The organism is Neobacillus sp. plas4 (assembly GCF_057221695.1).
In genome coordinates this window covers 1,327,948-1,345,040 of the sequence record NZ_CM170152.1, presented here as the reverse complement: position 1 = coordinate 1,345,040, position 17,093 = coordinate 1,327,948, and the positions used below count along the sequence as shown (strand labels likewise).

Annotated in this window: 8 protein-coding genes; 4 read left to right on the top strand and 4 right to left on the bottom strand. The window is 37.8% G+C overall.

Features of this window, described 5'->3' with window-relative positions; all coding sequences use genetic code 11:
- Positions 1-253: 253 nt before the first annotated feature.
- Entirely contained in the window at positions 254-1,333 is a 1,080-nt protein-coding gene (locus tag AC2TFD_RS06745; protein ID WP_484675349.1) for a GNAT family N-acetyltransferase, read from the bottom strand.
- Positions 1,334-1,486: 153 nt separating this feature from the next.
- Here AC2TFD_RS06745 and AC2TFD_RS06740 point away from each other — a divergent pair, with 153 nt between their 5' ends.
- Both AC2TFD_RS06740 and AC2TFD_RS06735 read left to right on the top strand, forming a co-directional pair.
- Entirely contained in the window at positions 1,487-2,107 is a 621-nt protein-coding gene (locus tag AC2TFD_RS06740; RefSeq protein ID WP_484675348.1) for a YesL family protein, read from the top strand.
- A gap of 136 nt (positions 2,108-2,243) precedes the next feature.
- Positions 2,244-3,839 carry an FAD-dependent oxidoreductase gene (locus AC2TFD_RS06735; protein WP_484675347.1) on the top strand — a complete coding sequence of 532 codons (1,596 nt, stop codon included), beginning with the start codon at positions 2,244-2,246 and terminating at the stop codon, positions 3,837-3,839.
- A gap of 56 nt (positions 3,840-3,895) precedes the next feature.
- Here the strand turns inward: AC2TFD_RS06735 and AC2TFD_RS06730 are convergent, their stop codons facing one another.
- Both AC2TFD_RS06730 and AC2TFD_RS06725 read right to left on the bottom strand, forming a co-directional pair.
- On the bottom strand, positions 3,896-6,919 hold the full coding sequence (locus tag AC2TFD_RS06730) for a cohesin domain-containing protein (RefSeq protein ID WP_484675346.1): 3,024 nt from the start codon (positions 6,917-6,919) through the stop codon (positions 3,896-3,898).
- Entirely contained in the window at positions 6,910-7,812 is a 903-nt protein-coding gene (locus AC2TFD_RS06725; protein WP_484675345.1) for a carbohydrate binding domain-containing protein, read from the bottom strand. The genes AC2TFD_RS06730 and AC2TFD_RS06725 overlap by 10 nt, the downstream gene beginning before the upstream one ends.
- 364 nt (positions 7,813-8,176) lie before the next feature.
- Here AC2TFD_RS06725 and AC2TFD_RS06720 point away from each other — a divergent pair, with 364 nt between their 5' ends.
- Together AC2TFD_RS06720 and AC2TFD_RS06715 are read left to right on the top strand one after the other, a co-directional pair.
- Positions 8,177-10,159, top strand: a complete 1,983-nt coding sequence (locus AC2TFD_RS06720) for an NHL repeat-containing protein (RefSeq protein WP_484675344.1) — start codon at positions 8,177-8,179, stop codon at positions 10,157-10,159.
- 25 nt (positions 10,160-10,184) lie between these two features.
- On the top strand, positions 10,185-13,232 hold the full coding sequence (locus AC2TFD_RS06715; RefSeq protein WP_484675343.1) for an FIMAH domain-containing protein: 3,048 nt from the start codon (positions 10,185-10,187) through the stop codon (positions 13,230-13,232).
- A 54-nt stretch (positions 13,233-13,286) separates the two neighbouring features.
- Here the strand turns inward: AC2TFD_RS06715 and AC2TFD_RS06710 are convergent, their stop codons facing one another.
- Complete coding sequence (locus tag AC2TFD_RS06710) at positions 13,287-17,066, bottom strand: carbohydrate binding domain-containing protein (protein WP_484675342.1); 3,780 nt, start codon at positions 17,064-17,066, stop codon at positions 13,287-13,289.
- Positions 17,067-17,093 lie beyond the last annotated feature (27 nt).

The following is a 17,093-nucleotide window of genomic DNA, read 5'->3' as shown; positions in this document are numbered from 1 at the left end:
ATTATTGAAATAAAAATCTTAAAGTCCTTAAATCTAATAAACTTTTATTTTTTATTGATCCCCTCCTTAATCCTTTATCCCTTTTTTGTAAAAAACATATAGTTGAAAGCGTTAACAAGGGTATCCAAAAAAATGAGCACCCATAAATTCTTAATACCTTCATTTTAGGTTTTTTTAAATATTGTGACAAGTCTATAAAGTGTCTTTAATAAAAACCATGAATTAATATAGTCCCTATATTAATTCAGTTGGATTAAACATAGTTTAACCCTTGCGGAAATGGAAAGGGAACTGGAAAAATATTTTCTAAATAGGAATCAAAACTTATGTTCCCTTTTAAGATTAGTTCTTCTAATTCTTGATTACTAATGACTACAGAATTTTGTTTAAAGGTAAGTTTTTTATGATTTTCATCTTCATTCGATATTTCTACCTTTCCATCAAAATATGAACCAAGCTGTTTTAGTAATAAATCCAAATTCATAATCTTCATTGTTCCTGGATATGGTACTTCCCCTTTCTCCAATGAGTCGAGCAGTTGATTAAGAGCTTTTTCAAAGGCAGGGACATTGGCTATCAAAGTATTCAAACCATAGTTAAAGGCTTCTGCAAGTAAACTCCGGATGGCTAAAGGGTCTCCTCCCCATTCTATCACTCTAGAATCTATATTTTCTTGTTCCTCATATGGCGTTCCAAACACCAAAAATGCTTTTAATTCCTGATTTTCTTTCGCTACAAGAACTTTATGATTCATTTTAAAAATACTAGCAAAACCAGCGGCCTCATTAAGAGTAGCTATTTCATAAATACTTTGTTCATATCGAATCGATCGATTTTGACTTAGTTTCCTTAACTGAAACCAGTCATAAGGCTGCAGCTCGCGAACTGTATAGTCTTCATCTATTTGAAGATCATTTGGATGAATTTTATATTGATTCATTTTTCCATAATAGGTACATCCTTGTTTCATGTAGATGGGTAAATCTCCAGAAATAAATAGTACAGAAGCGCATGACTTATTGACATGTTCAAAAATTATTTGTAAAAGTGTATTCGCTAGTCCTCTTTTACGATAATCAGGCTCCGTACAGACTGCACCAATTGAAAAAGCCTGCACTTCTGCACCCTCGATATGAAGAACTGATGGAACTAATCCAATAAAAGAGACTAATTTTTCATCGATAAAGGCTCCATATGATTGATTTAAAGCTGAAGAAAACACTTGAGGGAAGGCTTTTCCCATAGACACATGTCCTTCTTTACGAAATACTTTATCTGCTAAATCAAAAGCCTGTTGAAATTCTCCCTTTTGTAATAATCGGTATTCTATCATTCTTTTCACCTCAGTTTTTATTTAGTTAACATTTTGAATTATGCTATACTACTACTAAACTATATAACCTACTTTTTATTATTTATGATGTGACACGTCTATTAAATGTCTTTAAATAATTCCATTACACTATTTTTACATGAGGTGGTTTATTTGACTGGATGGGAAAAATTTAATACTTTTGCAATTTGGATGTTAAAGGTGGCTTATTTAAATTTACTTTGGATTGGTTTTACGCTACTAGGTGTGGTGCTATTTGGTCTGTTCCCCTCCACTGGTGCCATGTTTTCAATTGTACAAAAGTGGCTGCGAAAAGAGCCTGTCGAGAAAATTTTCCATACTTTTTGGAACATCTATAAGAAAGAGTTTATTTCCCTGAATAAATATGGGATCTTTTTTATCATGATTGGCTATATGTTAGTTTTTGACTTCTTATTTTTACTAAAAAATGCTGAGAAATTACAATGGCTCTATCCCGTTATCGGATTTATTACTATTTCATACATCGTTACTTTACTGTATTTCTTTCCTATCTACACACAATTTGAAATGAAATTCTTTCAATATATTAAACAATCCTTTTTAATCGGCGCCAGTGCCCTGTTAGAAACGATTCTTATTTTTACCTCATGTATGCTTTTAATGATTATTGTAAGATTCATACCAGGGATTCTCCCTTTATTTACTGGAAGTGTGTTAGCTATTGCGATTACATGGTGCAGCAACCGTGCCCTTCACAAAATTAATACCCGGAAAAAAATTCTAGATTATTAATTTGCTATTTGTTTTAGAGTGCCCATATTTGAGCACTCTTTTTACTTTTTCCTAGCAATATATTTAAAGTCCGTTAAGAGTCTTGCTTATTCCAATGATTATTTTAAACTTTAAGTAAAACCGAGGAGGTAATCAAATGGATTTCAGTGCATTACATTATTACTTACCAACTACTAAACCAATAAAACCAAAGATAATTGAAAGAAATTTAATCGTATATGGTGCAACACCTGCTGGAATCACAGCAGCCATACAAGCGAAACGGATGGGCTTGTCTGTAACAATTGCAGAATTTGGTACCCATATTGGCGGTATTACAGCCAGTGGTTTAGGTGCCTCTGATAGTGGTGCTAAAGAAGCAATTGGAGGTTTATCAAGAGAATTCTTTCAAGAGTTAGGAAAGTATTACCACACCGATGAACAATGGACTTTCGAACCAAAAGCCGCAAAATTTGTATTTGATAATTGGCTTAAAGATAATGAAATTGATGTATTTTTTAGCCAGCATTTAGAAGTTGTAAAAACAGAAAATAGCAAGATTATCGAAATAGTAATGGAAGATGGCACTACATATAAGGGATCATTCTTCATTGATGCTAGCTATGAAGGCGACCTAATGGCTAAAGCAGGTGTTTCGTACTTTGTGGGCAGAGAATCGAATGCCACGTATAAAGAGACCTATAATGGAATTCAGTTTGGACATCCCCACCATCAATTTGAAAAATGGATTGACCCATATGTGGTCGAAGGAGACCCTTTAAGCGGGGTGTTACCAGGCATTACAGAAACCACGTATGAAACTCTTGGGTATCAAGGACAAGGAGACCACCGAATTCAAGCGTTTAACTTCCGGGTTTGCCTAACAAAAAATCCTGATAACCGTGTTTCTTTTCCTAAACCACCTTCTTATGACCCGGAACGATATGCTTTATTGTTACGATACATCAAGGCTGGGGTTTGGGATGCAATGAACCTTCATACATTTCTCCCAAGCGGAAAAACTGACTTAAATAATTATGGCGGATTTTCCACTGATAACATTGGGATGAATTATGAATGGCCAGATGGAAACTATCAATCGCGTGAAAAAATTTTCCAAGACCATTTCACATATAACCTTGGCATGCTGTACTTTTTAGCAAATGATGAACAAGTTCCACAAGCGGTTCGAGACGAGGTAAGTGAGTGGGGATTGGCAAAGGATGAATTCGAGGAAACTGGGCATTGGCCGCATCAGTTGTATATACGAGAAGCACGAAGAATGCTAGCTGACTATGTTATGACCGATCATAATTGTTTAGGGGATCTTTCAGTTGAGGATTCGATTGGCCTGGCCTCCTATCAAATGGATTCCCATCATTGTAGAAGAGTGATTATCGACGGCCGTGTATACAATGAGGGGGATGTTGAAATCCCCATTTCGCCATATCCTATTTCATACCGGAGTATTCGACCTAAAGCTGATGAATGTACCAATTTACTTGTTCCAGTTTGTTTATCTAGTTCACATATCGCATATGGTTCGATTCGAATGGAGCCTGTTTTCATGATATTAGGCCAATCTGCAGGAGCCGCGGCAGCACTAGCCTATCAGAACAATACAACTGTACAAGACATATCTTATGAAAAGTTGAAAGATCAGTTAGTTAATTACGGACAAGTACTCGAGTGGGATGATTCCATAGAGGACGACCCTATCTTACGAATGAAATCGACATTTGGAAAGCAATAAAAAAATGACTACATTACCATTTTGTGTAATGTAGTCATTTTTTATCTTCATTTAATCTAGTTTCCTGACTTTACTGGCTGCTTCCCCTTTACTGAAGGTATAATCTTCACCGTAATGGATTGATCCTTTCCAGTGATTACGTTCTCATCACGGTCCACATTAGATACCACAGATTCAGCCAATAGTGAAATACTAGTTAAATCAGTTTCTTTTTTAGCTTTGAAGCGGAGCACAACGATTTGAGCGTCTTCAGTTAGTGATTTACCGTCAGTCAAAGCAGATTCAATTTTTAATTTTCCAGGTTTTTTAGTTACTTGGATTTCTGAACCCTCTTCACTAAATGTACCAGCCAACTTAGCTGATTTAAATATAAGGTTTTTTGAATCATATCCCATTTGAGCAATAAAGTGATTAAGATTATTGACTTGATTTGCATGTAGCGTTACTTCAAATTCTTCCCCTCGTTCAACACTTAATGGACCATTCAAATTTAATTTCCCAGGATGTGTTTTATCTGTAATGGTTACCTTGTACAATAACGTTCGATTTGAACGTGGTGAATAGTAAAGATGTCCATCTTCACCAATCGTAAAGGCTTCTGAATCCTCAAAGTAAACAAAATCAAGTGTAGTTGGATCGATGGCTGCAAGTCGGCGGCCGAGCTGCAAATAAAGGATATCGTTATGCCATTCGGCATTATACGCTCCCCATTGTCCCCAAGAACCATCTGAAGGGAACAAGTTTTTATATTTAATTAATGCAAGTGATTCTGGATCCATTGCAAACACAATTCCATTTACAGCACCCCAAAGCAATCCATCTGATCCAATGGTAAGTCCACCAATAGCAGGAGGGCTATAAAGACCAGGAATATTTAATGAGATTTCCTTTATTTTTTCTTCTTTTTCTATATCCCACACAAAGATTTTTGCTTCCTTAGCGCTGGTCTCAGAACTAAGTCCACCGTTAATACTTGTTGATCCATAAATTTTTCCGTCCTTATAAGCTAAAGATATAATGCTTTGATTTTCTACAATATTGCGGTATACCTTGTGAGATTCTTCTTGGTTTTGAGCAGATGGATCATAAACCATTAAAGCTCCACCAAGTTCACCATAGTCTGGTATCGACCCAACAAAGATTTTCCCTTCGGCTTCAATCCCACTTATTGGGCGATCTTGTTCATCCCCAATCTTAAATAGTTTCCTAGGATTATTGCCGCTTGCTGGAGTATATTCCTCAAAACCAGCACCCGGATAAACTCCAAAGTAGACTTTGTCTTGGTAAGGAATGACGGCTCCAGCTTGCCCCATAGGGAAAAGCTTTAAATCTTTCGTAAACACATCATATTCGGCTGCCTTAGAAGCTTGCATGCCGGTAATATAGATTTTTCCGTTCTCCCCCTTCTTAAACATGTGGGTGATAGAAGGTGAAGGAGGCAAGAAATTATTGATTGTTTTAATTTTTCCAGTAGCTGGATTAAAGAATATATAACTTCCAGCAAAATTCATCGTCACCAAACTTACCCCTGGGAGGTCTGGATCAGATGATTCTACCCAATCGGCACCTCTAAATCCTGTACCATAATCCACAATTTCTACTACCTCAAATGTATTGACATCAAAGGAAGCTATTTTCCCATTAACCGGCATATAAATTTTTCCATCTTGTGAAGTTTTCGGCAGCTGAAGACCGGAAGTACTGTTTTCAATTTTAACATCTAGCCATTGCTCTGACTGTAAATCATACACATATCTAGTTTGGGACGTTTCAAAACGGGCAATTAACAGCCTGTCATCGACAATATCTAAATCATATACATAACCTTCTTCATTTAGCGGCGAAGCAATTTCAACCTTCTCACCAGTCTTTACATTGATTTTATATATCTCTCCGAGGGAAGTTCCGCCATATACAAACCCATTACTATAATCAATAGAACGTACATATTCTTGGCTAATATGTCCCATTAATCGACCATAATCATGAGCTGTTTGTGTACTTGGGTCATATTTAATAATTTTACCCAGTGGACCTGTTGCAATATAAATATTGCCAGCTTCATCATGTTCAAGTGCCCAAAATACATTCTCTGTACTATGCGTATAAACTTTTTTAATATCCTGTGTTACAGGAGAGTAGACCCAAAGCTGTCCACCTGCAGCAACATATACATCTCCATTCGGTGCAATCGTATGGCTCCAAACGTCCCCTGCACCTTCCATTGGCAAACTGCGAATAAGCTTATGGTCATCTATATTCATAACATGAAAAACTGGAGGAACTCCTTTTACTGTCGTATACATGACATTGATACCGGATTCTTTTCCTGCATGTCCATCAAACAATCCAAGAGTATCCGCAATCGGTGCATTAAGGTTTTCGGGCTCAACAAAAACTAAGTTACCGAGTTTCCCATTCACTTCTCCAATACTAATCAATGTAGTTTGATCACTTTCTAACTGAAATTCATTGTTCAATATCGTTTCTTTACTCAATACCGCCCAAGCTTGTCCAGAGTCCGAAATCGCTTTGAACTGCAGTTGAACAATCCCTGAATCACTATCTACCGGCTGCTCCGGATTGGTAGAGGCTAAAATATTTATTTTCCCATTTGAATCTTCTGCTGTTACCGATGCATTTTCTGTTGAAAAGGAACCAAGTGGTTCAAATCCTGTAAACTGTAAATTCTGACGATCATAGATAAGATAGGCATTTATCTGAAAAAGTTCTTTTACCCTTGCTGCTTCTAAATTAATTCTAAATGTCTCACCTTTTTCTATTTGAGCAGGAGCAGTAATCGTTAGTGCTGCTGGTGATGGATCTGCTTCATGTATAATCGTAACATCATCAAAGTATGCTTCAGCAATTTGGTACGATGTTGTATACACTACCATTCTTGCATAAACCGCATTATCCGGTGCAACTACTTTTCTAGTATAAATATCACTCCATTCTACGACTGGAACGTCTTTTCCTGATTGATAATGCATTTCAGTTGCACCTACATCAATTCGGGTATTATCTGCATTATAAAAACGAATATCGATGCTTGCCGTACCACCATCTTTTAAATACAACTTGCTCGAACCTGTATAAAAATCCCCTGGTGTAACAGAAACATAATCACTAAGGCAACTGACTGATTTCTGGATTGATCATAAATCTTTAAACTATGATCTCCAGTTGAACTAACCTCTTCATTCCATTCATAGTTATAATCAGCTCCCACATTAAATAACGAATCCCAGTACTGGATTTTCCCATTATATAATGGTTTTTCAAAGCTCGAATTTCTTACATCTTTTCCGATTGGTTCTACTACTATTTCACCCTCAATGGCCACATCATCAAAATAGGCTTGTGCAATGGCATAACTTGTTGTAAAAACTACTATTCTTGCAGATTTCGCATTACTCGGTGCCTTGGCAGATGGTGTTGATACCTTTGACCATTTTTCGACTGGAAATCCCTTAGATGTTTCACTGTGTGTAACATACTCTACTGTTGGAATCTGCTTGTTATTTTCATCATAAAATTGTATACGTAAGCTTGCAGTACTATTGGCTTTCAAATACAACATCGTTGTACCTGTGTACGAATCCCCTGGTTGAACGACAATCGGTTCACTTAGCAAGCCGACTGATTTTCCCCTATCACTATCGGAAATATGAAGACTATTTTCTCCTGTTGCACCTTGTGCATTTGATACTTCAAACGTGTATCCTTGCCCTGTCGCGAACAATGGTGTCCAACTAGGTATTCGTCCATCCACCACCGCCTCTTCAAAACTACTATTTTTTACTAAGATCGATGTTGATGTTGTAGACGCACTAGCATTTTCTAAAAATAGTGATGATCCCTGAAAAGTTCCAGAAAGCGCCAACAAAATAGATAAGAATAACAGCATTACCTTCTTTTTCGCAGCCACAGTAAAACCCCTCTCCCTTTTGATTGGTAGTAAAGCTAACATCCACTTAATCTTCCCCATTGTATTTCTATCACAATAGTGTAACAAGTCTGAAAATTGTCTTTAATTGGGTATAAATAAATTTAGGTAATTATCATCATTTCTCCCCACCTACTAAAGTACTAACTTCTTTATCGTCATATTAAAGACTAGTTTCCTTATTTATCCTTTAACTGAAATTAGAAAATTTATAATAGTTCTAATGAATACCAATTTATACTCCAACTTACAGTCAGTTAGTGAGTAGAGGAATCGAGGTGTTTTGACCTTAAAATTTGTAATCGTTTTCAAATGTTGTGAGTTAAACAACCAATTATTTACAACATCAGTCTCCCTCCCCTATCAAAAAGCGAAAGGAAGGTAAGCTATGAAAAGAAAAACATTTACTTATATTTTGTTTACAGTAATATTCTTTTTATTATTTTCAAGTGTTGTTGGAAGTCCTCCAGCAAATGCTGAGGAAAGTAATGTTCGTGAGATTGGTACTGTTCTGAATTCAGTCTCCGTTCCCGCAGCTGATTACGGAAAAGGTCCAAATGGTGAAGATTGGATTTACGCAGTCGCTAACGGTTCCCCTGCTGTTTTTAATGTTCTTGATGCAAAAACCGGCGAGCGCGTTGCTAGCTTTCCACTAGATGGTGCAAGTGGAGCATGGGGGGTAACGGTTGATCCGATGGGAAATGTCTATGTCGGAACAAACTCAAAAGCCTCTTTGTTTAAATATGTTCCAGGCGCAGATCATGTAGAGAACTTAGGGAATCCGATTCCAGGTGAATCCTTTATTTGGCGAGTAAAATCCGATGACGATGGACGCATTTATGGGGGGACCTTCCCTAATGGAAAGGTATTCCAATATGATCCTGAAACCAACGAGTTTCGGGATTATGGACAAATCATGGAAGGACAACAATATTCTAGAAGCCTTGCTGTCCATAAAGACAAGCTTTATGTTGGCATCGGAACGAATGGAGCAAATCTTTTCGAGGTAGATATCCAGTCTGGTAAAAAGGTGGAAATCCCTCTGCCTGAAAAATATGCAAAAGGAACCAATGTATATGATATCGATGTAGTTCACAATAAAATGTTCGCGCGGGTAACCGGTTCTAGTAATACGATTCTAGTATTTGACTTGAAAACAATGAAGATCGTGGACGAGATTGATGGTGCAAATGGACTTGATGTTTCTGAACCTGGTCCAGGTAATTTGGTTTATTTTATCAAAAATGAAGAGCTGTATTCCTATGATTTGAACTCATTGAAGCTAACACCAACTGGTTTTAATAATCTTTTCTCAGCAAGAGATTTCGGCTGGGCAAAATTTAAAAATAATCAATATCCGGGCAAAACATTAGTATCCATTGCTTGGGATGGAAAAATTCGTCATTACAATCCGATTACCGGAAATCATCAAATTTTACAGGGGCAATTGAGCGGTCAGCCTGTTGGTATCCAATCCCTTACTCAAGGTCCTAACGGAAACATATTTGTCGGTGGATATTTATCTGGCGGGCTAGCTGAATTTAACTATCTAACAAACCAAGTAACAGAGAACAAGGGTCTAGGACAAATCGAAGGAATGATTACCCATCAAAATCGTTTATACATGGGGATCTATCCTGGGGGGTTCTTACATTCCTATAATCCGATGCAAAGCTATGAAATGGGTGTAAATCCAGTTCAACATTTTAGCTTAAAATCTAAAGGTCAAGATCGCCCCTTTGCTTTAGAGTCTGCAGGTAATCTATTGGCCATCGGTACGGTTCCGGATTATGGACAACTCGGCGGGGCATTAACTATATTTGATCCAGCAGCAAATGATTATACCCTTCATCGAAATATTGTTCAAAATCAAAGTGTGATCTCATTAGCGTATCAGGATGGGCTGCTATATGGCGGTACTTCAGTTTGGGGCGGTTTAGGTATTTCGCCTACAGAGGAAGAAGCAAAATTATTTGTCTATAATATGGAAACTGGTGAAAAGCAGTTCGAAACCATCCCTGTACCTGGTGAAAAAGCCATTTCTGCCCTAACCTTTGATAAGGAAGGCAATCTATGGGGGCTTACTTCAGGTATTTTATTTAAATACGATACTAAAACAAACCAAGTTGTTGCTACAAAGGAACTATATTCAGTGAATTGGGATTCAATTGGACATCTATGGCGCGGTGGTTTCTTAGAATTTGATGAAGATGGCTATCTATATGGCCAAGCTCACGGAGAATTATTTAGAATCAATCCTGATACGTTGGATCAAGAGGTATTAGTAGAAGATGCCAACCTTTTTGCAATGGATCCTGATGGAAACATCTATTTTGCTAGAGGACATAAGCTTTATCAATATGAAAGATAGATTTGTAGATAAGGGGGAAAAAATATTGAAATATAAAATTAAAAAACTTTATAGCTGTATTCTAGCAGCCATTCTAGTTCTATCATCACTTCCCTTTAACCAGCAACCTATCTCTGCAAAGGCTGCAGATGGTTGGAAAGAGCTAAATATAGAAAACGGTGGTTTTGAAGCAGAAACAGCCTCTGAAACAAATCTGCCATCATGGGTTTATTGGACAGGCGGACTTAAAACTGGAATGAAGATAACAGAGAATGTAGTTTTTGCTGGCAATCAAAGTCTTGCTGTGGATAATAAAGGCGCGGTTGGATTATTCAGTAAGGAAATTGATATAACTCCAGGAAATCAATATAAATTATCAGCACAGCTGTATGTTGAAGAATTAACAGGTAAACCCGGAATTTGGCTGCGTTGGTATAATGATGAAGGAAAGAATTTTTCTGACACACCAAAATATTTTGATGTTCCTGCCTTCAATAAGTGGCAAACAGTAGAAATCGAAGCAACTGCTCCAGCCGGTGCAACGGGAGTAAAGGTTTTTATCTATCAACCAACCACCTCCAACATGAAGGGATATTATGATGATGTGAAGCTATTTGAAAAGGAATCAAATATTTTAGATTTCCCTATTGAATATGGTAAACCTATTAATCATGGTCCTGCCGCATTAGCTGCTAAATCTCAAGGGGTAGCCATAGGTGATGGCGAGCTCTACTATGCAACGAACGGTTCACCAGCCACCTTTTATGCAACGGATTCTGTAACGGGTAAGAAGATATTTTCTCAAGACTTGCCGGGCAGTGATGTCGTTTGGGCAATGGTCATCGGTGCAGATGGCAATGTTTATTTTGCAGGCACCTATAATGGAATTTTATACAGATATGTCGTCGAGGAAAAACGCCTTGAGCAGCTTGGAAAAAATCCATCTGATAATTGGGTCTGGCAGCTAGAGGCTTCTGTTGATGGGAAAATCTATGGCGCTACCTATCCAAATGCTAAAGTGTTTGAATATGATATTGAATCTGCCCAATTTACCGATTTAGGTACTTTTTATGAGGGTCAACAATATGCACGTGGACTTGGAATCACTGAAGAATCTCTTTATGTAGGTACTGGTACAACGGCTTATTTAATGAAAATGGATCTTGCAACCCGTGAAAGAACAGAAATTAAACTTCCAATTACTGGCGTTGCAACACAAATATCAAATATTTGGGAGTATGGAAATAATATCTTTGTTGCTTATGGAACTTCAATGGTTACTATCGACAAGACAACAGGCGAAGAGAAAAGTACCATGAATTGGCAGGATGAGCATACCTTTGATGGGCTTATATCATCTCCATCACCATATGCTGAAAATATTATCTACTATATTAATAAAAATACGCAGCAATTATGGACATACGATATGACAACACATGAAACGGCAAAAGTAGAACCGACTGTTCAATTGCCTGCCACACCGGCAAAAGCGATGAGTTGGATAAAAGATGAAAGTGGGAAAGATGTATTAGCCATCTTACATCATCAAATCGAGTATTCTATCTTTGATCCAACTACTAATGCTGTAAAAATAAGTTATCCTGAAGTAGATATGCAAGGACTATTAATGCAAAGTTTAGAAATTAGTGAAGATCAAAAAATTTATATGGGCGGATATCAAGGTTCCTTTGGAGTCTTTGATACTTCTATCGATGAATATATCCTGCATGAACGGGATCCTCACCAAATAGAGGGAATCGGATTTTTGAATGGCGATGTTTATTTAGGTACCTATGGGGGCGCCAGAATTTTTAAATATGATCCAGACCTTCCGTTTAATTATACAGGTGGTGTAAGTGGTGATAATCCGGTGATGGTTCAGGACATCGGGGATGATCAAAGCAGGCCTTTCACTTTTGCATCAGGCGACAACAAGCTGTTTGTTGGTACCATTTCTGATTACGGAAGACTTGGCGGTGCATTAACTATTTACGATTCTGAAACGGACCAATGGAATACAATCCGTAATATTGTTAAAAATCAAAGTATCATTGGATTAGCTTATTTGGATGGTACCGTGTTTGGGGGATCGACTATTTCTGGAGGGCTCGGTATTGACCCTACCGAACACAAGGCAAAAATGTTTAAATATGATGTTGAAACAGGTACGCACGAAGAATTCGACCTTCATGTGGATGGATTAGAGAAACCAGAAATGATTGGTGAACTAACTGTAGGGCCTGATGGAAACATTTGGGGAGTGGCATGGGGATTAGATAAAACCGGTGCCCATAACACGGTGATTTTTGCGATGAATCCAAAAAATAGAGAAATTATTAAAAGCATGGAACTTTATAAAGGTGTAAACAGAGGAAGTCAATGGCGACCATTTTTCATACGCTGGGATAATCAAGGATATCTTTACACAACAGCAGGACGCCAATTAACAGTCATCGATCCGAAAACAATGAAAAGCAAACAATTAATTACCGGGAATGTTCAATTAATGGATCTTGATAATGAGGGCAATATTTACTATACAGCCGACCATAACTTATATCAATTACCAGTTCGACTAGACAAAGGTACATTGACGGTAGCAAATGATTCATTACTTCAAGGGGCCGAACAGAACATTGATTTGTTTGTTACACTCGTAAATGGAAACACAATCGATTTAGCAGGTGCTGAAATAGAATGGGTGAATTCAAATCCTAATGCTGCTATCGTTGAAGAAGGTAAAATCATCGGTAAAAATGCTGGAACAACCGAAATTTATGCAAAAGTTGCTTACAATGGAGAAGTTGTCACTACCAATAAGTTAATTGTAACTGTTGAAGTCACAACTGATACTTTATCAGCGCAAATTTTTGAGTTAGAAGAAGCAGGTGGCATTCCCCATTCATTGGCAAAACAATTAACAAACAAGTTGAAACAAGGGGAACATCATTACCAAAAAGGTAATACCAAACAAGCAATGAAGCACCTCGAAGATTTTCGTAATCATTTAGATAACAGCAACATTGATGAAACATTGAAAAATGCATTACACAACAATGTAGATTCAATTGAAAAAACTTATTCTAATTAACAATCGTTAAAAGAGGGTGTCCCCAAAGTTGGGACACCCTCTTGATTTTACTATTTAATTTTTACCTGGTTTCTCTGGTTTCTCTGGTTTTCCTGGTTTCTCCGGTTTTCCTGGTTTATCCGGTTTTCCTGGTTTATCTGACCAAACAATGGTATACGTTAACGTTGATTTTCCATCCGTACCAATGACTATAATTTCTGTTTTATCGGTTGAATGGACGATATCCAAAATAGCACCTGATTGATTCGCTTCAACTAGAATGTTTTCAGTTGGCTTAGCATTTACTGTATAGTTTAGTACTCCCTGTTGAAAACCTTCCAGGGCCTCCCCATTAATCGTAACCGATTTTAACGTTGCATCCGTTTCAGGTACAGCAATTTTATGAAGCTCACTGCCTAGGGCATAATAAATACTTCCATCCATTCCAATCGTCATGCTGTTCATGAAATCCTCTTCAAGCACTTTGTAATCCAACGTTTCAGGATCAATAGCAATTAGGCTGCGGGCCAATGTTGTATATAACATTCCATCAGGTCCCCAACTTAGTTGGTACGGAAACCATTTGCTGCTGTTATATAAGCTAGGTCTTATCACTTTACTATCTAATACTTCATAGGTATCAGGGTCCATTTTAAAAATAGTTCCTTCTATGGCTCCCCATAAGAATCCATCAGGGCCTATTGATAAATCACCAATCATTTTCGGTGTTACATCGATTCCCGGGATTTCAGGAGTGAATTCGGCAATTTTTTCACCCTTTTCAACATCCCAAACAAATATTTTGGCTTCATCAGCTGCAGGATTAATTCCTAAACCACCCCATATCGATGTACCTCCAAATAATTTACCATCATGATAGGCTAAGCTAATAATACTTTGATCCTGAACTACATTTCTTTGCTGAGACCATTTCTCTGTATCTGCATCATAGATAGCAAGGGCCCCTCCCAATACCCCATAATCTGGGATTGTTCCGACAAAGAGCTTGTTATCACCTGAAGTGATCGCAAAAGGACGATCTTGTTCATCGGTAATATCATATTCAAGATTCGGATTGCTGTTTAAATCTACTGGCTGTGTTGGGTCATAGCTGTACATAATGGCCCCCACGTATGTTCCAAAATATACTTTGTCATTCAAAAATCCAATTCCTTCTGGCTGTGCAAAAGATGGAATATTAACTTCGATTTCATTTGTAAACGGATTATACACACTCATTCCACGCTGATATCCACCCATATAAATTTTTCCGTCGGGACCAGCTTCTAGTGATTGAATCGCCACAGATGTTGCCGCAAGATTTAAAGCAACAAAGGTCAACTCATTTGAATCCGGATTATACAGCATATATTCCCCATATTGCGTTACCATCGCCAATACGGTTTCACCATTTGATAAGGTAATCCAAGACATATCCTTTACCCGCAATGTATCTGGTAGAAGTGGAATTCCTTCAATCAATGATGACTCATTGGTATTCATATCATATTTGTACAATTGTGATTCATTTTTATAATAGAAAATATTAGGTTGGTCAGGGTCCGGTTCAGAAATCATATTACTAAACACAAACGAATTTTCCACTGTCTTTGTAGCTGGATCAATTACTAACATATTTACAGTTGATACAGCAACTAACAGCTTACCATTAACAACCCAAATGTCTTGGATAATCCCGTTTTCACCGGATTGACCTTCAATAATAATCTCTTCTTTTTCCCCTGTGTGTCGATTAATTTTATAAAGATGTTTGGTTGTTCCGATTCCAACATAGAGAAAATCTCCATCTACCGCCAATCCACGAGCATAATCTTGGTCAACAACACTGCCGAAGTCTTTAAATTCACTGGTGTTGATGTCATACTCGAACACTCCTGTACCTGGATAGGTGGCACCATATATTTTACCATCATCGGCAGCTTCCAAATCCCAAACCCATGCTGCGGAAGGGTTGGCTCCAAGCTCCTGAACTTCTTTTAAAGCTGGGACATAACGATACAATTTTCCATCAGAAGTACCTGCAAAATATACGTTTTTATCCAGACCAATGCTAATTGCCCAAACGGCCTCTGTATTTGGGATCACTTTTGAAAACTTGAGTTCCCCTGTCTCTGCATCTAACACTGAAAACGTTCCAGGGTGCCCATTGGAATGATAGTATACTTCATTCTCTCCAAGGCTATTTTCCTGAATAGCACCAGCTTGACCTAATTGAACACTAACCATTTCTCCAAGATTAGTAGACGGTCCATATTCTCGGTCTAATTTGGAATCGTCAGTCACTTTTTCTAAAGTAACATCATCGAAATAGGCTTCGGTAAAACTAATTCCTCCAGAATAAAATGAGAGTCTTGCATATGCTGCATTGTCAGGTGCATCACTAAATACTTTTAAATCCTTCCATTCGTTTCTAGGCAAATTCCCATTAAGTTGTCTATGTTCTATAATTCTATTATTGTTTGCATCAAAATAGCGGATTTCAGTCACAATATTATGTGTTTGATTCACAACATTGGTATAGACTGTTAACAGGTAGGATTCACTAGGCTCAATGGCAATTTTATCACTTAAAACACTGACTCCTGCTTTATCAGTAGTATCATGCAGATGTAAGCTTTGCACTCCAGTGCGAGCCCTCTCTGAACTGATTGTAATGCCTGGCCCAGCAAATTCAGATATCCAACCCGGAATGTCTCCATCCTGTAGTTCAGCTTCGAAGCTAGGATTCATGATTTCGCTGTTTGGTATTTCTACAGGCGGACCCTCACTACCTATACCTACAATGGATACATCATCAATGAAGGCTTCGGTTATAGCGATAGTCCCAGAATTGAATCGAAGTTGAACCTGTGTTGCACCCGCCGGGACTGTAAATGGGATACTGATCTCGCTCCATTGATTCGTTCCTATATCAGCTGATTTAAAGTTAATAAAGGTTGGACTACCAATCTTTTCATTTTGATCATTGTAGTAATGAACCTCGTAACCAATACTATGGGACTGACGAATCACATTAACCCAGGCTTTTGCAGTATAGGGTTCACCTGAGGTAACGGGAATCATGTCGCTTGTTATTTGCAATTGTTCTAGATTACTTGGATTATCAAAATGAAGACTGCTAAATCCAGTATGGACGCGTTCCTCACTGATAGAAATTCTGCTTAATGAATTTTGAGTTACTGGACTCCAACCAGGAATAGCGAGTTCCTCTTCAAAGCCTGCATTCACAACGGCTAGTCCATTTTCTTCAAATCCTGTATTGATTGCTACATCATCTATGTAGGCCTCTGTGATCGCCACTTTTCCTGAATTAAAGCGAAGTTGAACCTGTGTAGCGCCAGCTGGAACGACAAAGGGTACACGAATTTCTGTCCATTGATCTTTTCCTAAAGCTGCAGTTCCAAAATTAATAAAAGTTGCACTTCCCACTTTTTCATTCTGTTCATTAAAATAATGGACCTCGTAACCTAAACTGTGAGACTGATAAACTACGTTCACAAATGCCGCAGCCGTATAGGATCCACCTGGAGTTACAGGTAGCATCTCACTTTTCATTTGCAATTGTTCTTCATTACTTGGATTATTAAAATATAAGCTTTTCGAACCGGAGTGGGCTCTATCTTCACTAATGGAAACCCTACTTAATGTATTACTCGTAACAAGGCTCCAACCAGGAATCTCAACTTCTTCAAAGCCCCCATTGTGAACATCTGTAGCAGCAGCTTCGACAGCAATTGCCTGCGAATAAAAACCCGTGTATGGAGCAATTAAGGAGAAAAGTAGCATAAAACTGAATGTAAGCATTTTTGCTTTTTTGTAACTTCGATTTTGCAAACAACAAACCTCCCCTTTTTTAATATT

What these genes read in the sequence shown, in the direction of transcription:
- AC2TFD_RS06745 (WP_484675349.1), bottom strand. Translation starts at nt 1,333, where the DNA reads ATGATAGAATACCGATTATTACAAAAGGGAGAATTTCAACAGGCTTTT.
- AC2TFD_RS06735 (WP_484675347.1), top strand. Translation starts at nt 2,244, where the DNA reads ATGGATTTCAGTGCATTACATTATTACTTACCAACTACTAAACCAATA.
- AC2TFD_RS06720 (WP_484675344.1), top strand. Translation starts at nt 8,177, where the DNA reads ATGAAAAGAAAAACATTTACTTATATTTTGTTTACAGTAATATTCTTT.
- AC2TFD_RS06725 (WP_484675345.1), bottom strand. Translation starts at nt 7,812, where the DNA reads ATGTTAGCTTTACTACCAATCAAAAGGGAGAGGGGTTTTACTGTGGCT.